Origin of the sequence: Candidatus Protochlamydia sp. W-9 (assembly GCF_001950615.1) — a bacterium.
GTDB classification, from domain to species: domain Bacteria; phylum Chlamydiota; class Chlamydiia; order Chlamydiales; family Parachlamydiaceae; genus Protochlamydia; species Protochlamydia amoebophila.
Map to the genome: position 1 here is coordinate 29,616 of NZ_BCPZ01000214.1, position 23,103 is coordinate 52,718.

At 34.0% G+C, this 23,103-nt stretch carries 16 protein-coding genes; 9 read left to right on the forward strand and 7 right to left on the reverse strand.

The features are described 5' to 3' along the window. The first annotated feature begins 56 nt into the window (after positions 1-56). Positions 57-875, forward strand: a complete 819-nt coding sequence (locus tag BU804_RS06680) for a hypothetical protein (RefSeq protein ID WP_075883474.1) — start codon at positions 57-59, stop codon at positions 873-875. Positions 876-1,306: 431 nt separating this feature from the next. Here the strand turns inward: BU804_RS06680 and trhO are convergent, their stop codons facing one another. Continuing rightward, a complete protein-coding gene (gene trhO, locus BU804_RS06685; protein WP_075883475.1) occupies positions 1,307-2,269 on the reverse strand; it encodes an oxygen-dependent tRNA uridine(34) hydroxylase TrhO in 963 nt (320 codons plus the stop codon). Positions 2,270-2,593: 324 nt separating this feature from the next. Here trhO and trxA point away from each other — a divergent pair, with 324 nt between their 5' ends. Both trxA and BU804_RS06695 read left to right on the forward strand, forming a co-directional pair. Further along, positions 2,594-2,914 (forward strand): thioredoxin, encoded by a 321-nt coding sequence (trxA, locus tag BU804_RS06690; protein WP_011174929.1) that lies wholly within the window; start codon positions 2,594-2,596, stop codon positions 2,912-2,914. 464 nt (positions 2,915-3,378) lie between these two features. After that, on the forward strand, positions 3,379-5,046 hold the full coding sequence (locus BU804_RS06695; RefSeq protein ID WP_075883476.1) for a cation:proton antiporter: 1,668 nt from the start codon (positions 3,379-3,381) through the stop codon (positions 5,044-5,046). Positions 5,047-5,076: 30 nt separating this feature from the next. Here BU804_RS06695 and BU804_RS06700 read toward each other — a convergent pair whose 3' ends face one another. The 6 genes from BU804_RS06700 to BU804_RS06720 form a co-directional block, all read right to left on the reverse strand. Beyond that, positions 5,077-5,523 carry a tRNA (cytidine(34)-2'-O)-methyltransferase gene (locus tag BU804_RS06700; protein ID WP_039356681.1) on the reverse strand — a complete coding sequence of 149 codons (447 nt, stop codon included), beginning with the start codon at positions 5,521-5,523 and terminating at the stop codon, positions 5,077-5,079. Between the two features lie 80 nt (positions 5,524-5,603). Continuing rightward, a complete protein-coding gene (locus BU804_RS06705; RefSeq protein ID WP_075883477.1) occupies positions 5,604-6,476 on the reverse strand; it encodes an FKBP-type peptidyl-prolyl cis-trans isomerase in 873 nt (290 codons plus the stop codon). Positions 6,477-6,525: 49 nt separating this feature from the next. Then, the gene (aspS, locus tag BU804_RS06710; protein WP_079988646.1) at positions 6,526-8,325 is read right to left on the reverse strand and encodes an aspartate--tRNA ligase; all 1,800 of its coding nucleotides are present in this window, start codon (positions 8,323-8,325) and stop codon (positions 6,526-6,528) included. After that, on the reverse strand, positions 8,322-8,474 hold the full coding sequence (locus BU804_RS13370) for a hypothetical protein (RefSeq protein ID WP_158025036.1): 153 nt from the start codon (positions 8,472-8,474) through the stop codon (positions 8,322-8,324). Before BU804_RS13370 ends, aspS begins: the two co-directional genes overlap by 4 nt. Before the next feature lie 19 nt (positions 8,475-8,493). After that, a complete protein-coding gene (hisS, locus tag BU804_RS06715) occupies positions 8,494-9,768 on the reverse strand; it encodes a histidine--tRNA ligase (protein ID WP_075883478.1) in 1,275 nt (424 codons plus the stop codon). A 258-nt stretch (positions 9,769-10,026) separates the two neighbouring features. Then, positions 10,027-12,498: an FHA domain-containing protein gene (locus BU804_RS06720; RefSeq protein WP_075883479.1), complete on the reverse strand. Its 2,472-nt coding sequence runs from the start codon at positions 12,496-12,498 to the stop codon at positions 10,027-10,029. 858 nt (positions 12,499-13,356) lie between these two features. On the opposite strand from BU804_RS06720, the gene pgtP reads away from it, so the two are divergent. The 6 genes from pgtP (at position 13,357) to BU804_RS06750 (ending at position 23,076) form a co-directional block, all read left to right on the forward strand. Then, positions 13,357-14,739, forward strand: coding sequence for an MFS transporter (gene pgtP / locus BU804_RS06725; RefSeq protein ID WP_075883480.1), 1,383 nt, complete (start codon positions 13,357-13,359; stop codon positions 14,737-14,739). Between the two features lie 1,218 nt (positions 14,740-15,957). Next, positions 15,958-16,440: a hypothetical protein gene (locus tag BU804_RS06730; protein ID WP_075883481.1), complete on the forward strand. Its 483-nt coding sequence runs from the start codon at positions 15,958-15,960 to the stop codon at positions 16,438-16,440. 335 nt (positions 16,441-16,775) lie between these two features. After that, a complete protein-coding gene (dnaE, locus tag BU804_RS06735; protein ID WP_075883482.1) occupies positions 16,776-20,534 on the forward strand; it encodes a DNA polymerase III subunit alpha in 3,759 nt (1,252 codons plus the stop codon). 98 nt (positions 20,535-20,632) lie between these two features. After that, entirely contained in the window at positions 20,633-22,075 is a 1,443-nt protein-coding gene (locus BU804_RS06740) for a tetratricopeptide repeat protein (RefSeq protein WP_075883483.1), read from the forward strand. 5 nt (positions 22,076-22,080) lie between these two features. Further along, complete coding sequence (locus BU804_RS06745; RefSeq protein ID WP_075883484.1) at positions 22,081-22,638, forward strand: hypothetical protein; 558 nt, start codon at positions 22,081-22,083, stop codon at positions 22,636-22,638. Positions 22,639-22,653: 15 nt separating this feature from the next. Further along, positions 22,654-23,076 (forward strand): ATP-binding protein, encoded by a 423-nt coding sequence (locus BU804_RS06750; protein ID WP_075883485.1) that lies wholly within the window; start codon positions 22,654-22,656, stop codon positions 23,074-23,076. Positions 23,077-23,103 lie beyond the last annotated feature (27 nt).

Below are 23,103 nucleotides of genomic sequence, written 5' to 3' on the forward strand. Positions count from 1 at the left end.
GATACTGTTTTCTTTTCAAATTTTCAACCTTCGGACGATCTTTTAAAGGAACATTTATGACAAAATTAACCATGTGGCAAAAGCATTGGGATGAAGCTGAGAAAGAATGGGACCAAAAAGCTCAACTAGCAGCTGAAAAAAAGCCCATAAAAAAATTGACAGTTTTACCTGACATGGTTGGTATGACTGAAGAAACAGCTAAGTATTTAAAGTGGAAAAGTTTAAAATGGATGCTAACAAAAGATCATGAAAGAACTATTCTGAAAGGATTTTTGAAGCATCCTTTTAAATATGGATGGGCTTTTTTGAAATCTTGTTGGCAGACAAAACCTTATAAAAGAGAAGGGGATTTTTTTCTCTATGGAGTAGATTCTGTTGACCAATTTCAAACTCTTTTAGAAAATCCGTCGGCTATTTTTGTTTTAGGATTTTCTTATTGTCATAAACCTTTTGAATGTCCGTCTGGTCGCTTTACTCCCGATTGTATGCGAGATGCCTCTCATTCTGTTTGCCAACAATGCTTTATTGGTAAATCAGTCAATGCCATCACTTCAAAACAAACCATTCCTTTATTCATTCCAACAATTCATTATATTGGAGGAAAAATCTTTGAAATTGTTCATCAAAATCCAGATAAACCTGTCATATTTATCATTACGGCTTGTGAAATGACTTTAGAAATGTTTGGAGACTGGGGAAACATGGTTAACCTTAAAGGACTCGGCATCCGATTGGACGGCCGCATTTGCAATACCATGAAAGCTTTTGAATTATCTGAAAGAGGGGTCAAACCAGGTTTGACTGTTATCTTAGATGAAACACAAAAGAAAATTTTATCACTTCTCAAACACCGTAATCTCTCAATGCCTACCTAGATGTTTTGAAAATAAAAAATTGAATTTTTTTGACACCTATTATGAAATTTTTTTTCAGCGAATAAAAGTTATTTATATCCTGTTCCTTTTGTCAGATAGTGCGGACATTGACACCAGTTTGGACTTCATTGCTTTCAAAGTAAAGGGAAACATAAAAATAGTTGGGACAAAGCAAAAGCAGTTGTGTGAGAGATATGCAGAGAAAGAAGAAGACAAATAAGCGCTTACTAACGTTGAAACAAACAGAGATAAGAGAGCGCTGATAAAACTTAATTTTGAAAGATTTTTTATCATTGTCATTTTTACTCTTGAAAATGGTTTGATTAGTTAAGCAAACAAATTTTTAGTGTGTTTTGGAATAAGGAGGATGAATTTGCCTGAAAATTTTCAGCTTATACAGAAAATCATGAATGACTGTTAGGCCATAAACTTTATTGTTTACTTGTCAAATCATCTTTAAAATAGTGATGCCGTTTTCGAAATGGCTTGTGAACATCTTGATGATGATAAGGCCTGACGCGGGGAGCATTTTGGCAATCCGTACAGCAACAACCTAAAAATTTCTCTACGCAAGTTTGGCAACACAAGTACAGGTGGTTACAGTCCATATTTGCGCAGTTGTAATAAGTTTCATTGGACGTTTGGCAATGATGGCAAGATCCAATGACAGGGGCTGGTTCTTGACTAATCGGAATGGTTAAACGATCATCAAAAACAAATAATTTTCCGAGCCAGTGTTCACTTCCTTGTTTCAAGCCATAGTTAATGATTCCTCCCTCTAATTGATAAACCTCTTTAAATCCTTCTTTTTTGAGCAAAGAGGAATATAATTCACATCGAATGCCCCCTGTACAATACATCATAATAGGAGTTTGTTCAGGGTTGACTTGCGTTTTAAGATTTTCTGCGTATTCTTTGAATTCACGGAATGTGTCACAAGGAGGACATTCGGCTCCATCAAACCGACCTACCTGCCATTCATATTCATTTCGCACATCTAAAAGAAGCGGACGTTTTTCTTTTTCTAATAATTCTTTCCATTCGAGAGGGGAGATATGTTGACCTGTTTGATTCATATCTACATCTTCATCGAGAGCGACAAGTTGTTTGCGATACTTAACGGTTTGTCTTGGAAATACATTTTCGTGATAAGAATGAATTTTAAATGGCATTGTTTCAAAAAGAGGATTTGCATGAAGCCAATTCATATAAGCTTCCGCATCCTCTCGTTTTCCACTCATTTGACCGTTAATGCCTTGTTCGGATAAATAAATTCGAGAAGTAATATTTCGGTCTTTAAAAAATTCTTTGTGGGCCTTTACTTCTTGATGCGGATCTGCAATTGCAGTAAAATGATAATAAGCTAAAACGAAAAAAGAAGGTTCTTGAGCCATGCAATTCACTCTTTAAAAACATTGTAGAATATTTGATTAATTGTTTGAAATTTGCATCACAACTGCAGTTGCAAATTTATTGTAAACCGAGATCTTGTTGATTTTCGCTCATCTATTTAGCGAAAATGAATAGCCTTTTCTAGAAGCACAAGAAAGATTAATAAATAGCTAGAAAACCTTGCGTTTATCAGGACAAATTCAAACTATAAGCAATAATTATAACGCATTTAGCCGTTTATTTCAAGTGTCACTGTTTTTAAAGAATGACAATCTTTATACCCTCTGGTATAGACTAAATTTTGTTTATTTTAATAAGGAGTATTTATGTCAGACAAGCTTGTTCATTTAAATGATGATAATTTTCAACAAACAATTTCTCAAGGTGTCACTTTGGTTGATTTTTATGCCACTTGGTGTGGGCCTTGCAGAATGATAGCTCCAATCGTTGAACAATTATCTACTACGCTACAGGGGAAAGCAAAAGTTGCTAAACTTGATATTGATCAAGCGCAAAGCACAACGGCAGATTTGCAAATTACTTCTGTACCGACGTTGATCGTTTTTAAAGATGGAAAAGAAGTGAAAAGAGTGGTTGGGGTAAAAGATTTAGATTATCTCTTAAACCTCGTTCAATCTTTTACTTAATATTTACCATACTTGACTCAAGAGAAATTTTCTTGAGTCAAGTTCTTTTTTTTCTCTTAACTATTTAAGTTAAGTAAAATTTTTTTTGTTATGGTAATTTTTTTCTCAAGTTAGAGACGAATGCAAATTCGAATTCAATAATAATTTATCCTTTTAGACTATTTCCTCTTTTCTTAGAACAAACAAGCCTTACTATTTTTTTTATTAAATTTTTCAGTCATAACTAGTTCAAAAGTTTGGAAATATAGAATTAAAACGACTAAAACTCTCAAAAGGTCATTTTTGTCCCTTGTTAGGATAGAATGTGAATTTAATGCATTTAAATCTAAGTCATTCCTATTGAAAGAGTTTTTACATTTCAATTTTAACTTAAATCAAAAAAAAATTATGATTTAATATCCCCTATTTCTGATAAATGCTAGACGTGTTAAGTTTCGAGAAAGCAATAATGGAAGGTTAACAGCATGGACTCTCATAATCTGAAGATTGTACTCATTTTAGCCTTTGGTTTTTCTTTAGCAGGAATTTTGGGTTATATTACTCACCGTTTAAAGCTCTCACCGATTTTGGGCTACTTACTTGCTGGATATATTATAGGTCCTTATTCTCCGGGCTTTGTTGCAGATATCAATGTCTCTGAACAACTAGCTGAAATTGGCGTTGTTTTAATGCTCTTTGGAGTGGGTTTACATCTAAAATGGGAAGATTTAGTCAACGTAAAAAATATTGCAATACCGGGTGCTATAGGACAAACTTTAGTCGCTGCGGCATGTGGGGCTTGGATCGTTTATGCAATTGGTTGGCCTATTGAAGTGGGAATTATTGTTGGTTTGGCTATTGGTGTGGCTAGTACAGTTGTTCTTGTCAGAGTTTTATCTGATAATCATCTTTTAGATACGTTAGAAGGTCATGTTTCCATAGGTTGGTTAATTGTTGAAGATATTTTGACTGTTATAGTTTTGATTTTATTACCTGTTATTTCTACCTTTGCTAAAGAAGGAAATCTTCCTTTAATTGAATTATTAGAGACTTTAGGTTGGACAGTTTTTAAATTTCTCCTTTTAGCTCTGATTATGTTCACATTTGGAAAAAAAATTGTGACTTTTATTCTTATGCATATTGCTAGGCTTAGATCCCATGAGCTTTTTACACTCGCTTTGTTAGCATTAACATTCATGATAGCAGTTGCTTCAGCACTAGTTTTTGGAACATCGATTGCATTGGGTGCATTTATCGCGGGGATGGTGATTGGGCAAACCCACGTAAAACATCAAGCAGCAGCCAACGCTCTTCCGATGAAGGATGCATTTGCAGTTATTTTCTTTTTAACTGTAGGGATGATTTTTAATCCCATGGCGATTATGGAGAATTTTACCCTTTTTATAGGAATTTTAGCGATTGTTGTTGTTATTAAACCACTTGCAGCATTTTTACTTGTGGTGGTCATGCGTTATCCTGTCAAAGTTGCTTTGACAGTTGCCTTGGCACTTGCTCAAATTGGAGAATTTTCTTTTATCTTGGGTGAAGAAGCAATTAAATTTCATCTTTTACCTGATGAAGGCTATGATATTATTGTTGCTTGTGCTCTTATCTCTATCTCTATCAATCCTCTCTTATTTAAAGGTATTAACTTTTTACAGAATTCTATCGAATCTGTGCAAAATACCTATAATCCTTTAGTTCCCAATGATATTCCTCCAGTTTTTCATTCTCTTCACGCAATTGTTATTGGATTTGGGCCTTTAGGTCGAGCTATTGCGCAGACTTTAGAACAGCAAAATTTTGATGTGACTGTGATTGACCAAAATGTAGATACAATTGCATTCTTAAGTGATAGCCATCAACGAGCTGTTTTTGGAGATGCTACACTTCCTACCATTTTAGAAGATGCTCATATTAAAGATGCTGATTTGCTACTGATTACTGTTCCGAGTTTGAATACAACTTTAAAAATTATTCAAGTCGCACAACCTCTCAATTCAGAAATGAAAATTTTGGCTCGAGCTAATTATTTAACAGACCAACAAAAGTTACAGAACTTAAATATTCAATCAGTATGTAGCGAAGAAGAAACAAAGCAAGCGTTTATCAAAATGGTCGACCAGATTGTAAAAGAAGAACTTGAAGCTTAAAACTAAATTTATAAAGGCTTAATATTATTGTTACATAAATCCTTGTTGACGCCACGCTTCATACAAGGCGATCCCGGCAGAAGTAGCAAGATTTAAACAACGTACTTTTGGCTTCATAGGGATTTTAACAAATCGATTTCCCCATTTCTCTTGAAAAATGGAAGGGAGACCGCTAGTTTCTGAACCAAATATCAGAAAAGAATCTGCAGCGTAAGAAACTTCAGTATAAAGAGTTGTCGCTTTGCTAGAGAAAAAGTAAAAAGAAGCTTGTTGATTTTCTAGGTAATTTTCCAAATTTTCAATAAATGAGACGCTGACACCTTCCCAATAATCTAGACCTGCTCGCTTTAGCCATCGATCATGCGTACTGAATCCCAAAGGGTGAACCATGATTAAATCTGTTCCAGTAACGGCACAAGTTCTTACAATATTACCAGCATTTTGGGGAATTTGAGGTTGAAATAAAATTATTTTCATAGAGGAAAAGGAAATTTAATGAAAATTTGCAAGACTTTGAGCTTGCAAATTTTCAATGAGATCGGAGTTAATGCAATTTATTAATTTTTAGCAGAAGTATTTGAAACTTCTGGTGTCTTTGCATTTTTTTGAGCGGGCTCAAGATCATATTCTTCCTCATCGATAAAAAAATCCTCTTCATCCGCATCATCAGCAGATTTACTTGTTTTAGTTTTCGCATCGTCTGAGTTGGCTTTTATCACTTCAATGTCAAAAATTAAAAGTTCGTTTGGAGGGAGTTGCCCGGTCGTTCCGTATCCGAGATCAGGATGAACGTAAAGACGTCTTTTTTCTCCTTCTTTCATTCCTACAATTCCTTTGCTAAAGCCAGGAATTGTTTGATCAAGAGGAATGGTAATAGGACCATCCATTTCTTCAGAAGTTCCAAACACAGTTCCATCTTGGTATTTTCCTGTATAATGAATTTTTGGAGAAGAGTGAGGTTCAACGACTGGCCCTGTTCCTTCTTTTTCTACTGAATACTGCAGTTTGCCCGGAACGATCTCAGTGACATCTGTACTTTGGCTATTTTTTATCATAAACTCATTGGCATTTTTTAAGTTCTTTGTTGACATTTCTTTAAATGCTCTTTCTTGAACAGCTGCCATCATTTCTTCATATTCTTTTTCTGAAAGAGGGGCAGGTTTTCCAGCTGCACCTTCACGAATCCCTTTGATAATAGCTTCTAAGTCAAATTGCAAGCCAGGAGCTTGTAAATTTCGGCCGATAAAATGGCCGAAAGCTTCAGAAAGTTTTTGCATGTCAATTTGATCAGATTTTGGTGTTTCAGTCGAAGCTTGAACACTTTTATTAGTCTGATTTGTTGCTATATTGGCATCATTAGCATGCAAGACACCACATCCGATAAACATTCCAAAGCTAGCTAGAGCTAATAATTTTGTCTGTTTGAACATATAAATAGACCTCCATTTGAAAGAATATTACTGTAGGCAATCTCACGAATTAAGTCCAAGAAAATTGAGAGTCGGGTACACGTATTTCTAATTCTTTAAGTTGTTCATTAGCTACCGGGGAAGGACATTCTATCATTAGATCACTTGCTTTCTGGGTTTTAGGAAATGCAATAACATCACGAATATTCTCTGTTTGGGTTAAAATCATGATCATACGATCCAATCCTAAAGCAATTCCCAAATGAGGGGGGGTACCATAATTAAGGGCTTCTAAGAAAAATCCAAATTTTGTTTCGAGTTCTTCTGGAGAAAATTTTAACCGTTCAAAAATCTTTTGTTGGAGATCACTATTGTGAATACGTTGCGAACCTCCCCCAATTTCGTAACCATTGAGAACAATGTCATAACCTGAGGAACGCATTTTTAAGGGGTTAGTTTCCATTAAATGAAGATCTTCTAAATGTGGAGAAGTGAATGGATGATGCTCGCTCTGAAGTCTTTTTTCTTCTTCATTCCAACTAAATAGAGGGAAATCGGTTACCCATAAAAATTCATAATGATGCGGATTGACAAGATTGCGATCTCTTGCGATTTTACGCCTTAAATGATCAAGTGCTTGATTTGTTTTAGAAGGAGTATTAGCAATCATAAAAATGATATCTCCTACTTCCATTTCCATTTCTTCAATTAGCTGTTGATGAATAGACTCAGGAAAGAATTTGACAATACTTGAATTAAGACCATTTTCTTGTCTTTTAATCCAAGCCAATCCTTTTACTCCTAGACGTCCTACAAACTCAGTATATTCATCGATTGTTTTTCGTGAAAAATCGGCCCCACCTTTGATACAAAATCCTTTCACAAGCCCATTTTCTCTGATTTGATCTAAAAAGACCGAAAATGTTGTTTGAGCAGCAAGATGATTTAAATTGTGCAGTTTCATACCAAAGCGAAGATCGGGACGATCACATCCATATTCATCCATACAAATTGCATGCGACAAGCGTTTAAATGGTGTTGGTACATCGATGTTAGAACAGGTTTTAAAAACTGTTTTTATCAAATCTTCTACAATATTCATTAGATCTTCAGGCGTACCAAAGCTCATTTCCATATCGATTTGCGTGAATTCTGGTTGTCTATCAGCTCGCAAATCTTCATCTCTAAAACATTGCGCTATTTGGAAATAACGATCCATTCCAGAAATCATCAACAATTGTTTAAAAATTTGTGGAGATTGCGGTAGTGCGTAAAAATTTCCTGGATAGATACGTGAAGGAACAAGATAATCGCGTGCTCCTTCAGGTGTAGATTTACCTAAAATTGGAGTAGAAATTTCTAAGAATCCTTGGTTATTTAAATAATTTCTAACTGCAAGCATAGCTTGATGGCGAGTAATTAATTTCTTTGCTACATCTCCTCGTCGAATATCTAGATAACGATATTTTAATCTTAGCTCTTCGTTAACCTCAATAAGGTCATCAGAAACCGAAAATGGGGGTGTTTTCGATTTTGAGAGAATGTCCATTTCATGGACCATAATCTCGATTTCTCCAGTGGGAAGCTTGGGATTTGTCATTCCTTCTTGTCTAGGAATCACAGTTCCTTTAACGGAAATAACCCATTCGGAGCGTAATTTCTCAGCCGCTAAATGGGCAGTTGGACTTTTAATTGGATCGAAAACGAGCTGGGTTAAGCCAAAACGATCTCTTAAATCAATAAAAATAAGACCTCCGTGATCTCGTCGGCGATTAACCCATCCAGATAAGGTCACTTGAGAATTCACTTTTTCTTTACGTAATTGTCCACACGTATGGGACCTACGGTAATCAAACATCATAAGATTCATCCACTAGTTTTTTCGTTTTTTTTGGCATTATTCATGGCTTGTTTTTTTAACTTCTGTGCTCCGTGAAGAGACTTATGTAGCTTTTCAACGAAAAATTGCGTTTGTTTTTCCGTTTCAAAAGGAATAGATAATTCTTTCCACGACTTCAAATAAAATTGTCCATGAAGATCAATTTTTTAATGTAGGAGCTAATTCATCAATGGTTAATTTGTATTTTTTTCCACTTGCCAATTCTTTAAGTTCAATCTCTTGTGTTTGGAGTTCATTTTCTCCAATCACAACGACATAGGTAGATTCAATTTGATCAGCATATTGTAGAACTTTTCCTAACTTTTTTCCGCTGAAATCCATTTGAGTCGGGATACCTTGTTGTCTAAGTTCATGTGTTAGAGTAAAGCAAAGATGTTTAGCTTCATCACCCATTGGAATTAAAAATAAACTGGGGTGAGAAGGAGATGGGAGGGGAATGCCTTGGTTAATCATTGTTTGAATGATACGTTCAATCCCGGTTCCAAAGCCAATGGACGGAAGGTCAGGACCACCTAATTCTCGCAGAAGACCATCATATCTTCCACCTCCACCAATACTATTTTGAGCTCCCAGTTCCCCCACAATTACTTCAAAAACAGTTTTATTATAGTAATCTAATCCTCGGACGAGAAGAGGATTAACTTGATAAGGAATTTTTAATTGTTTAAGAAGTTTCTTAAGCTGTTCGAAATGAATTTTAGAATCTTCGTCGAGAAAATCTAGAATTGAGGGAGCGTCAGCAACAATTTGTTTGTCTTGAGCATTTTTTGAATCTAAAATTCTCAAGGGATTAGTTTCAAAGCGATTTTGGCTATCAGAGGAAAGATTATTTAAATGAGGCTTTAAATAATCTTTTAAAGCTTGTCTAAATGTATGTCTGCAAGAAATAGTTCCAATAGAGTTAATATTCAAACTCAAGTTTTGAAGTCCTAAGCGTTTATAAAGCGTATAAAGTAAATCGATCAATTCAGCATCTTGCTCGGGCGAACTATTACCAATAGCCTCGGCTCCAAATTGATGATGTTGTCGATATCGCCCGGCTTGAGCTCTTTCGTAGCGAAACATAGGAGCAATATAAAAAAGTTTTTGCAACGGAGCGATTGTATGCAATTGATTTTCAATGAAAGAACGCATGACAGGCGCTGTTCCTTCTGGGCGAAGCGACATAGAACGCCCACCTTTATCTTCAAATGTATACATTTCTTTAGAAACAATATCAGATGTTTCTCCCACACTTCTTTGAAAAAGTTCTGTTCGTTCAAATAAAGGAGTCCGAATTTCTTGATAACCATAATCTCGTACTGTTTTTCTAATGGTTCGTTCAACAAAATCCCATAAATAAGAACTTTTCCAAATTTCTTGGGTGTTTGTTGGAATGATATCGAAAACTCCTGGGGGAATTGAAAATTTCATGAATGCCCTTTTAGTCAAACGTAAAATAAGAAAAAAATAGGATACTTGGAAAATTATAAAAAGTGCAATGGTGAAAAATAACTAACGTAACGCTAGGATTAACAAAAGCTCGCGTTTGAAACTAGCTTGTATGATGATGGTATTAAAATTTAAATGAGATAAAATAATAGACAAGTTAATTTTTCAGCAATGTCCAAACTTTGGATTTCTATCGATCAATTTTGCATGTTGTCATAAGCTTTAGAATTTAATTAAAAATTAAAGTTCGATATTGCCAGAAACAGTTCGGTCTGGCTGTATTTCTATTTTTTCTTCTGTAGAAGTAGAAACTGAAGCTTCCGCATTTTCTTCTTGAAAAGTAGATTTATTTGTTAACAATGCTTCAAATTCTTCTAAAAAAAAATCTTTTTCTTCTGATTTAATCAGACGCTTGTGACTTAAAATCTTTTTTAAAATTTCTTTATCTTGCTCTTTAACATTAACATACTTTGTTTGAGATAAAAGATGTTTTTCTAATTGACTTAACACGCTATTTCTGACCAGGTTTTGATATTTGATCAATTCTTCAGGATCTTTGATGTAATCAAAATTTAACCATGAATTGCAAATATGAATTAGATTATCCAATTCTATTAATGATTTAGCTTTTTCTATTTGCGTTAACATTGTTTCTAAATTTTGAATACAATTTTCATCAACAAAGCCGATAGATTTATCATTTTTTATAATTAAATGCTCTAAATGAAGCTGTTTAACAAAAACAATAAATTGATTAATCGGCATATCTTCATATTGCTGATAAAGCATTTCAAGTGCTTCTTTAAGTAATTGTCGATGTTTGGCGTCAGTCATCAAATAAGAATGAGAAAGAGTTTGAAAATCGGTTTGAAAATGTCCACTAGGATGGTGTAATTCTCGATTGATTAAATGGTTTAAAGCGGTAGAAAGAGGGGTAAGTTCATTTTCTCTCGCCAGCGTTAAAGCTTGTAGTTGGATATAGATAGGATGGTTAAAATCGACGTGGGTGGTATGGTCCATATGAAGTGGTTCGTTTTCTTCTTTAATATTTTTTTCATTTATTTCTGATCCAATCAATGCAATCTGTTCTTTTTCTTTCAAAAAAATATGATCTTTGATTTCTTCTTCATCTTTAAGTAAATGAGCTTGTTGAATTTTTCCCTGTTTATTAAATAAAAGATATCCCAAAAGAATTTTATTGGATGGAGCAAAGGTGGCAATCCCTTGTTTTGTTTGTAAAGCTGTTTTTTTTCCTTGCTCTGAGTAAAGCACTGCATGAGGAAGTTTAGAAAAATTTTCCACATCTTGTTTTAATGCAGAAACTTCTTGGCTAGTTCCTTTTGCGGTTGCAAGATTGATTGCTTTTTGTATTAAAGGATGGCCTAAACGAAAATACCGGGGGGAATTATAGATAAAATTTTCTGCTCCAGGTTTGATCCATCCTAAATTTTTTGGTGGAGAAAAATCTTGTTGATTAGGATCGGTTGAAAGAGTAGCTAGTCGAGTGAGAGTTCCTTGTTTAATCAAAGCGGAAATATCTTTACCATTGGTCCCTTCTAAAGGTTCTGGATTAGCGAGCAGACGATTTAAAGTGCGTAGATCTTTTAATGTGCGCAATTCCATTGCATTGGAATCAACAACGATGGTTGATTTTGGAATTAACCAATAATAAATACTTGGTGCAGGCTGAGCAATTAACAGGAAATGAGATAAATCGCTATTTGTATAAATTCTTAATGTGTAAGGACAGCAGATAAACTGACCTTGAGCATCGATCTGATTGCCATATGAGGGCGTATCAGCTAGAATAGCTTGAAAATTGTTTTTTAAGAAATCGAGATCTGCCCAATTTTGATTATGGGGTTTAAGTCTGTATAGTTTCGCGTATGTTAATGCCATTGCCACATCTGCGACTCCTTGAGAAGCAATTGTTTCTTGAATTTCGGCCTTATCGCTGAATCTAAAGTAAATAATGGTTCCTACAAATCCAGTGATGGTCAAAATTAATAAGATGAACAAAATAAACCATTTCCAAGCTCTTATCAAATGTCCAGATTCAGTAAGGGTGTAATTAAATACGGTATCTTTTTTAGTTTGATTTTCATCATCTAAATCTCGTAGATAATCATCTTTGAGGCTTTGACTCTTCTTTTCACCTGGTTCTTTATTCTTAGAATTGTTCGAAGAAATTGGACTAATTGAATGTGTACTATCAGTGGAGAGGTTTAAGTATTGATCTAAATTTGTTTGATTCCATTCATTATCGCTTAACGCTTCGATTTCGTTTTCAAAAGGCAGAGACATGTTTAGTGAGTACGAAGATGCAATTTTGCCTGACTGATCCGGGTCTTCTCCGGACGTTTTTTGATCAAGAGCATGATTAGAAAATAAAGGTGTATCATTCGAGTTTTCAAGGCTTGTATGAGCGAGATTTTCAAATAAGAGTTGATTTTGATGAACAGAAATGACATCTCCCGAATTTAATAATTTTTTTCCAAAAGGATGTCCATTAATAGAAACAAAAGGGTCTTTAGCTTGATTAATCAAAATTAAAAAACCATTTTGGTTAATAATTTTTAGGTGAATGGGTTGGATGGAATTTCCTGGCAAAACGAGGTCTGCTTGTTTCGCATCTGCCCCGATCAGAATTGTGGATTGATCAAATAGATGTATTTCTGAATCCGATGAGGCGTTTATTGTAAGCCGAATCATAAGAAGCTAAATACCTTGCTAATTATATTTTTAAAAATTTTTAACATATTTAAAAAGAAGCGTCAATGAGAATTTAGCTGTTAAAAAATAGGTTTTTATTCTCTATCCTATTCTTAGTCGGCGATTAAAGTCGATTATTCTTTTTTTGATATATTCTGGGTAAAGTAAAGTACGTGATAGAGGCAATCATTCTATAGCAATGATTAATTAGAGTCTATCTTCTAATGATTTGGTCTGTCTATTTACATTCTAAACATTTTCTAGCTAAAGAAGTTTTTATTACTAAATTAATTAATAAAATTGAATGAAATTTTCCTGAGAAAGTCTTAACCTCTTCAGGAATTCTCCCCCTATTTATAATTTAGTTATTTTAATGGAAAATAAATTCAGAATTAAATTCTTAATTAATTTAAATATTTATTTACTATTTAATAATTTTAAAAACTTTATATAATATGAATTTTTCATTTTATATTCATAAATAGTCTTATTTCTTGACTTTTAGAAAGCTCATGGCAAAAATAGATGTTATTGTAAAAATTTAACGTTTTTTAGACACAGATCTACCTTTAAAGTTAAAGTTCTTACTTAATCGATGTTGATTTTTTTAAGAAAAAATTTGTGTAAATTTGGATGCTTGTAAAGTGATTTTGCAGGGAAAATATTAAAAAATAGCCTTGAATGAATAAAAAAAGCTTTCGAATATTGAGTCGGATGTAGTAAAGCAATAATAGATTTATAGATATCAGAATATTGAAAACCAACCTGAACCTAAGCTGAATGCGGCAATTGCAGCCTGTTCAAACGTTAATTAAATTCGGTTTGCTATAGCCTTAGGATGAACTTTAAGGAGACCTTGTGAATAAATTGCTCAATTTGCTGCAACCAGCTCCCCATATTCCTGAATTAAAAGACCAAGAGCTTGTCAAAGATCAATATAAATATTGGCGTATTCGCATTCTTTATTCGATGTTCATAGGATATGCTTTCTACTATTTTACTCGAAAAAGTTTTACTTTTGCGATGCCTGGTCTTATTCAAGATTTGGGCTTTGATAAAAGCCAGTTAGGAATTTTAGGAAGTATTCTTTCAATTACGTATGGAGTAAGTAAATTTGCAAGTGGGATCATTGGAGATCGTACTAACTCTCGTTATATGATGGCGATTGGGTTAATGTTAACGGGTATTTGTAATATTTGTTTTGGGCTTTCTTCTTCTATTTTCTTTTTTGCCCTATTTTGGGGTCTTAATGGATGGTTTCAAGGATTTGGTTGGCCTCCTTGTGCGCGCTTTTTAACTCAATGGTATTCGCATTCAGAAAGAGGTTCGTGGTGGTCCACATGGAATGTTTCACATAATGTAGGCGGTTTTTTAATCCCCTGGATAGCAGGAATTACTCTCCAATATTTTGGCTGGCGTTATGCCATGTATATTCCTGGAATTTTATGCATCCTCATCAGTTTTTTCTTAATCAATCGTTTAAGAGATACTCCGCAGTCTCTTGGATTACCTCCTATTGAAAAATACCGTAATGACTATGTGGATAAAGCTGAGGCAGACAATGAGGCTGAACAATTAACAACAAAACAACTATTAGTCAATTTTGTTCTTAAAAATTCCTATATTTGGATATTAGCGCTCGCTTATTTTTTTGTTTATGCCGTACGAACAGGAATCAATGATTGGACAGCTTTATTTTTAGTTGAATCCAAAGGATATAGTAGCATTGGAGCAAATGGATGTGTTTCTTTGTTTGAAGTTGGCGGATTTTTTGGAAGTCTAGCTGCTGGTTGGTCATCAGATAAACTTTTCGGCGCAAAAAGAGGACCTATTAATGTTTTATTTACACTAGGAATGTTTGCTTTTATTGCCATTTTTTGGATGATACCCTCTGGCTATTTGTTATTTGATTCTGTCCTCATGTTTTGTATAGGTTTTTCTATTTTTGGCCCACAAATGATGATTGGATTAGCGGCTGCAGAACTGTCTCATAAAAAAGCAGTGGCAACTTCAACTGGATTTGTTGGTTTTTTTGCTTATATCGGAGCTGCTTTTGCAGGCTACCCCTTGGGATATATCACTCAGCAATGGGGATGGCAAGGTTTTTATTGGGCTTTAATGGGATGTTGTATTATTGCACTATTTCTACTTATTCCACTTTGGTCAGTTTCTGCCACCACTTTAAAGCCTAAAAATAAATCGAGTTCTCCTGTTAGTTCGCCTGCGTTAGCTTCTAAATAAGAAGATAAAAAACTACAGTAAAATAAATTTGCAATTTGGAACTTTTTTAATAGTTGATTCCATTTTGCAGTTTATTTTTTTTGACAATAAAAGATACTTATTTATTGTATGTCATTCTCTTTGGTTTATAATTCAAATTAAATATAATAAGTTTAATTTATTTTTGAATTGTAAGTGTTTTATTTATATATGCATGAAATTTTCTTATCTCATTTGAATCTTTGTATTTAAATTAATCGACTAAACTGATTAAATTTATCCAAAAATTTTAACTTTAGTTATTCAAAATGGTAAAGATGGAAATGAGATTGAGAACATTTTTTGTAATTTTGTAAGATATTGCTTATTTTGATAATGATTAATTCGAATAGTGGCTGCCAGTCGAATAGAATTGAAAATTAAAAGCTATTTATCAAATCAAAGAAACATTGTAGATACACTATTTTTGGATATATCGTTTTTTGTGACAAGAACGCTTGTTTTGGATTCTCACACATTAAATTAATGAGAATTTTTTCGATTTAAAATCTCTCTTATCAACGAGATTAGGCATCTTAATTTTAAATTCTCTTACAGAAATTAATAAAAATATTTATTGTATAAAATTTTATGATGCTGATCAGCCAAGTAATGGCGATTACTATGACATCAGCATCTTGTCGATTTGCACAATCTGATAATTGTGATTTGCTTATATCATCAAGCATTTTTAATGTAGCAAATTAAGTTCCAAACTCTTTAAAGTCGTAGTAGCAACAACTAGCATTAGCAACGACTATAGAATAACAGCAGCCTTTAATTTCAAAAGCGGTTATTCTTTTTGCTTGTGAAGCTCAAACAAGGGGCAAAATAGCAGAAATTACTTATAAAAACATAAGAAGGCTTGGATTTGGTAACTCTTGTACAATAGACGTTGCCTTTATAATTTTCGCTTTACTTAAGTGTGCTCAAAAGGACCTAATTCTATATCAAATAATTTGGATTACAATAAAATGAACTTTATTTAGTATGGATGCAGCCCCGTTGTATGAGTAAAGATTCTGACAAGTGATTAGAATTTTAATCAATCATAGGTAAAATTTAATCATAGCGTTCTATTTATTTCTATTGTATGCTAATTTAAACAATTAGATTTAAATTAATTTATAAAGAATTGAATTATTTATAATTTTAAATCTATTTGAATAAGAAATAACAAAAATTAATTAGAGGTTTATAATGTTTATTAATCAAGCAATGGCAACTTTGACGGCAATGGACTGCCGAACAAGTGGATTGAATTCTGATTTGTTGAAAAAAACTCTTCAAGCAGCAAATTTTGCTCTTTTGGCATCACCCATTATTCTGACTGTTACAAAGATAGGTTCTGATCGTTTTGGGCACTTAATATTTGGAATAGCAGCCGTGCCTTTAATAGCAAAAGGATTTGTTCATTTGGCTCGCAAATATGAAGTAGGAATCCAAGTATCAGACAGTATCTATAATAACGTCGGAAAATGCTTTGATATAGCAACTATTATAACACAAATTTTTAATGTAGCAGTTTCATATCCATTTGCAAGACAATATCCAGTTCAAGTTGGCTTGTCGATAGTTGCAGTTGGGGTAAACATTTGGCATTTTAGTAATGCTTATTTAGGTACAAACACTAATCAGGGGCCATTTGTTTATAAGCGACGTCAAGTTGTTGAAGGTAATTAGTAAATAAACCTATTAATAACAAAATGTGATCTATGGCTTAAGAAATGAAATGTATTTTTCTTTTCTTAAGCTGTTTATTTTTAGTAAATCTCAATTGAATAAGCCGAGTTTCTATTCATTAGTGAAACAACGTTTCTTTGGATTATTTATTCAATCTGCTATGATTTATAGTCGATAATATCTTTATTAATGTCGATAATTTAGTTATCATATCAAATAACCAATCTGCAAATTCGAATAATTTAAATAACTGTTTATAATTTATTAACGCCTGATTATTTATGATAGTGTTTAGCGAAGTTCATTGTTTTATCCTGGATTAAAGTAGCCTTCTTATGATTAGTAGCCCCTTTGTTCATCTTCGTACTCATTCTCAATATTCAATTTTAGATGCTTCCGCTTCTATATCAGATCTTTCTCAAAGAGCTTTTCAAGAGGGGATGTCCTCGATTGCTTTGACTGATCATGGCAATTTATTTGGTATTGTTGATTTTTATAAAGCCTGTAAAGAAGCTAAAGTAAAATCGATTATAGGATGTGAGCTTTATGTGGCACCTGGCTCTCGCCTAGAGAAAACAAAGGTTTACGGCCAACGAGCCGCATATCATTTGACATTGCTAGCCCAGAATAATCGAGGATATCAGAACTTGGCTAAACTTTCCTCCAGTGGCTATATTGAAGGATTTTATTACTATCCAAGAGTTGATCATGATTTGCTTAGAAAGCATAGTGAAGGATTGATCTGTTTGTCAGGTAGCTTAGGAACTCTTTTAGCCCACGAAATTCTACAAGAAAATGTCAAATCAATTCAAGATCACCTGCTTTGGTGCCAAGAGGTTTTTAAAGATAGGTTTTATTTAGACTTACAACGTCACGAGATGGCAGCAGAAGATATTCAACAAGATGGCCTTTATCAAGAGTCGTGGCTTGTTCAGCAGTATCAAGATTATTTTAATCGACAACAAAAAGTGAATGAAGCGCTTATTGCATTGAGTCGAGAACATCATATTCCTTTTGTCGCGACAAATGATGTACATTACATTGATCGTGAAGATTGGCGTGCACATGAAATTTTACTCAATATTCAGTCGGGAGAACCTTGTGAAATATGGGAGAAAGATGCATATGGTACACCGAAATTTCGAATTCCAAATCCTAAAAGGCAAACTTATCCTTCTCACGAATATTACTTTAAATCCTCTCAGCAAATGGAACAACTTTTTAAAGACGTTCCAGAAGCCATCATAAATACTCAAAAAATTGCTGAGCAATGCTTGGTTGAGATTGATTTTAAAACAAAACATTATCCTGTCTATCTACCACCTTCTTTAGAAAACCGGCCTTTTGAAAAAGTTGAGCAAAAAAAAGAAGTTGAAAATTATCTTTGGAAGCTTTGTGAAGAAGGAATTTCGAATCGTTATACAATTGAGAGACTTGCTAAAGTTCAAGAAATTTATCCTGATCGCAATCCGTTAGATGTTGTTCGAGAACGGTTAAATTATGAAATGAGTATTATCGTTCCTAAGGGAATGAGTGATTATTTGTTAATTGTTTGGGATTTCATTAATTGGGCAAAAAGAAACGGAATTCCCATGGGGCCTGGGCGTGGATCAGGAGCTGGTTCGATTGTGTTGTATTTAATTGGGATAACCGATATCGAACCTTTACGTTTTCATTTGTTTTTTGAGCGTTTTATTAATCCTGAACGTATTTCCTATCCTGATATTGACGTTGATATTTGCATGGATAGACGAGGGGAAGTCATTGCCTATACGTTACAGAAATATGGAAAAGATAACGTTGCACAGATTATCACTTTCGGCACAATGAAAGCCAAAATGGCTTTAAAAGATGTGGGACGAGTTTTGAGTGTTCCCTTGTCAAAAGTAAATGAAATTGCCAAATTAGTCCCGGAAGATTTAAATATCACTTTAGATAAAGCTTTAGAAAAAGATCAAGATTTGCGCCAACTCTATGAAAATGATGAAGAAGTAGGACGTTTAATCGATCTTGCTAAAAAGCTTGAGGGATCAATACGGAATACAGGAATTCATGCAGCGGGAATTATCATTAGCGGAGTCCCTCTGACAAATTTAATTCCTATCTGTAATTCTAAAGATTCCGATATTCCTGTCACCCAATTTTCTATGAAGCCTGTTGAGGCTGTGGGAATGTTGAAAGTAGATTTTTTAGGCTTGAAGACACTGACTGCTATCCAGATTTGTGTAAATGCTGTGAAAGCGAGCACTGGAAAAGAGATCGATTGGATTAACCTCCCTTTAGACGATAAACCTACATTTGACTTATTAAATCAAGGTAAAACGTTAGGGATCTTTCAGTTAGAGTCCGGAGGCATGCAAGACCTTGCAAGGCAACTTCATTTAGATCGTTTTGAAGAAATTATTGCGGTAGGGGCACTTTATCGTCCGGGGCCGATGGATATGATTCCATCTTTTATCAATCGTAAGCATGGACGAGAAGCTATTGAGAATGACCATCCATGGATGAAAGATATCTTAGCAGAAACTTATGGTATCATGGTTTATCAAGAGCAGGTGATGCAAATTGCGAGTAAGCTGGCTAATTTTTCTCTTGGAGAAGGGGATGTATTGCGAAGAGCCATGGGTAAAAAAGATATGGATCAAATGGCTAAGCAAAGAGAAAAATTTTGCTTAGGAGCATTGGAAAATCAAATCGATAACCAAACGTCTATGTTGATTTTTGATAAGATGGAAAAGTTTGCTGCTTATGGTTTTAACAAATCTCATGCTGCTGCTTATGGCTATCTTTCTTATGTAACGGCTTATTTAAAAGCCAATTACCCTGGCGAATGGATGGCTTCTCTGATGACCTGTGATCGGGATGATTTATCAAAAGTTGCTAAGTTTATTCGTGAATGTCAAAGCATGAATATTCCCATGCTTCCTCCTGATATTAACGAAGCAGGAGAAATTTTTCAGGCCACTAAGCAAGGAATTCGATTTGCTATGACTGGAATTAAAGGAGTGGGGGCTGGGGTTGTTGAAGCAATTGTACAAGAAAGGCAAAGAAGAGGGCCTTTTAAAAATTTTTATGAATTTTTTAAAAGAATTGATACCAAGAAAGTAGGTAAAAAAGTTGTAGAAAGTTTAGTTGAAGCAGGGAGTTTTGATTTTACAGGCTGGGCTAGAGATGCTTTAGTGATGAGCATTGATCCGATGTATGAATCATCATCTAAAGAACAAAAAGAGCAAGCAATGGGTTTTATGTCTTTGTTTGCAAAGATGGATGATGAAATGACTAATCAATTCAGAAAACCTCCCGAAGTCAAAAATAAAACTTCTCGTCAAGATCTCTTGCGTAAGGAAAAAGCATTATTAGGGTTTTTTTTGACAGGTCATCCCATGGATGAATATAAAGACATTCTCCAGCGTCTTTCTTGTGTACCCTTGAGGCGTTTAGATCAATTAAACCATGATGCAGTTTTTCGCTCAGCTTTTATTGTAGAATCACTTCAAATTAGGATTGCATCAAAATCGCAAAAAAAATTTGCCATTTTGACAATTAGTGATGGGATGGAAAGACAAGAGCTTCCTATTTGGCCCGATCTTTTTGAAGAAAAAAGCCATTTACTTCAGGAAAATCAATTACTTTATGCTGTTTTACAAATTGAAAAAAAAGATGAGGAAGTTAAGCTTTCTTGTCGCTGGTTAGATGATCTAACCAAAGCGAATGAAGAAATGATTGAAACTTGTGATCGAGCTTATGATAAGGCTAAACATCAAGCAGTTCGGTTTGCTCAAAATAAAAATATTGCAACGAAACAATCAGAAAAGCCCAAGGCAGAAAAAATTATCGTAAAACAGAATCAAGAGGCCTCTTCGATGAAAACAGTGTGTATTAAACTCAATGCTGATCAAGCACGATTAAGTCATATTTTAAAAATTAAAAAATTAATACAAGACCATCATGGAACAACGTCTGTTCTAATTGATTTTCATAATTCTACTAAATCTCTTGCCACCTTGCATATCGATGCTAAATGGGGAATTACATTAAGTGAACAATTCAAACAAAAAATTTGTGAACTTCCTTGTGTTTTAGAAATCGAATAAGTGGGTATTAGATTGACAGTAAGGAAGTATCCTCATAAACTAAATCCCTTAATAGCAAATCGATTTTTTTGAAAAGTTAATTCATTTAGCGAGAGTTTATGAAACAACGATCTTTTTTACTCCTCCTCATATTAACTATCTGTTTAGGATTTCATTCTTTTGTAGAAGCTTCGAAATCCAGGCCTTTTTCAAGTCAACAAGAGGCTCAAAGATACCTAAACCAACATTACAATAAAGGGTGTCATTATTATAATAAGCAGAATTGGCGTTTTGCGATGGATGAATTTGAAAAAGTAGTTTATTTTTTTCCAAATTCTACAGAAGCAGCTGAAGCCTATTATTATTTAGGAGTCTGTTATTTTGAAAGAAAAGAGTATGACTTCGCAAATAATGCATTTTCAATATATTTGACTTCTGTCGAACAACCGGCTTTTTTTGAAGATGCTGTGCATTATAAATTCTGCATTGCAGAGCATTTTCGCTGCGGAAAAAGAAGAAGGCCTTTAACATTTCGTTATTTTCCTAAATGGATGTCTGGGCAAACAATAGCTTTAGCAATTTACGATGAAATCATTGTCGCAATGCCGAACAGTGATATGACGGTTAATGCTTTATATTCTAAGGCTCAATTGCTGCAAAAAATGGAAAGTTTTAGAGAAGCTATTGAAACATATCAAATTTTAATTCGCCGATTTCCTAAACATGAAATGACTCCACTGTGTTATCTTAAAATTGCTGAATCTTACTCCCAACAAAGTATTTATGAATTTCAAAATCCCGATATTTTGGCATTAGCAGAACTCAATTCGCGGAAATTTAAAGAAGAATTTCCTCGTGAAGAAAAAACTGAACTTGCAGAAAGGTATGTTCAAAGAATTAAGGATATGTATGCCAAAGGTTTGTGCGACATGGGGTTATTTTACGAAAGAATGGGCCACCCTGATGCAGCTGCTATCTATTTTCGTAGCTCGATTGAAGAATTTCCTGATACATATGTAGCAGGTTATTGTCGCTCACGTTTGAAATCATTTGGGTGTGAATATGAAGAAGAACAACCAATTTTGATAGAATCAGGCAAAATAGAAAATTCTTGCCAAGAGAAAAAGCCTTGTGAAAATGAAAGTCTGCCTATGCAAGAAGAAAATCCTGAAGCTCAAACTTTTTTTGAAAATGCATACTCACCTGAAACTCAATCGCAAATTTTAAGTCTACAGTTATCTTCAGATAAAGTTAACCAAGAACACCTTGTTGAAGAAGTTCTTATTAATCACTCCTCTGTAGACACTGCAGAAGTCCTCCCAAAAAACTGTTATCAAGAAGAGATAGTTAATGCTCGTCCATATGAATCCCAACTTAACGATTTTATTTTTTATGATTTGCAATCCGATGCTGTTCTTCCCGATCATGAATCAGTCAATGGGAAAACAAATGAGCAAATGGATTCTCAATTAGATGTCCAGGAAAAAATTGGGACAACTCCTTATATCCTTCATTATAGCTTGACAAAGAAAACTCCTCAACAGCGCATGCAAAGACCTTAGCTGCGATGAATAAATTCAATCTGATGTGTTTTTTTTTATTGGGTTTTTTTTCAAGCTGTCAATATCAATTTGGAAGAGGAGAATTGGCTGATCAATATCAAACGATAGCCATTCCTTATGTAGTGGGTGATCAGGAAGGGGGAGTGACAGCTGAAGTCATTAAAAGAATGAGTGAAACTGGTGCCTTTCGTTATGTCTCATCTCATGGAGAGTTAATTTTGAAGATAAAACTCATTGAATTTCGTGATGAAAATATTGGCTTCCGCTATGACCGAAAAAGGCAAGGAGAGTTAAAAAAAACTGTTATTCCTACTGAAACTCGCTTAAATGCTGTTGCAGAAGTGATTATTACGGAAGCTTCTTCAGGAAGAATCATCAGAGGGCCAACACGAATTAAAACGAGTATAGATTTTGATCATGATTTCTATTCTAGTTATCATGAGATAAATGTATTTTCTTTAGGACAACTTAACGATTATGATGCTGCACATGACGCTGTTATGTATCCATTAAATCGACAGTTAGCCGAAAAAATTGTAGATTATGTGACCCAAAGTTGGTAAATATGCAGTAAATCTATGCATCAAAAAACATTTTTAGCTAATCTTAGCCAACTTCATGAAATGCTTAGTTTTATTCAATCTTATGGGCAATCCCATCATATAAATTCTTACACACTCAATAAAATTGTTATTGCCGCTGAAGAAGCTCTTGTAAATATTATTCACTATGGATATCCAGACCAAATTGGGAAAATAGAAATTATTTGTGACAAAACTTCATTAAAACCCGGGATTCGCATTTTAATCAAAGATCAAGGAATCCCTTTTAATCCTGTAAAAAAAGGCCTTTCTAATAAGAAAAACAACTCAACGAATTTGAAGATTGGAGGATATGGAATTTATCTTTATGTCGAAATTATGGATAAAGTAGAATACCAAAGAGGTAAGGAGGGCAATATCCTTTCTTTGATTAAATACATTATGGATCCTGAACAATAGGTTTAAAACTTAGAGAATGCATTTAAA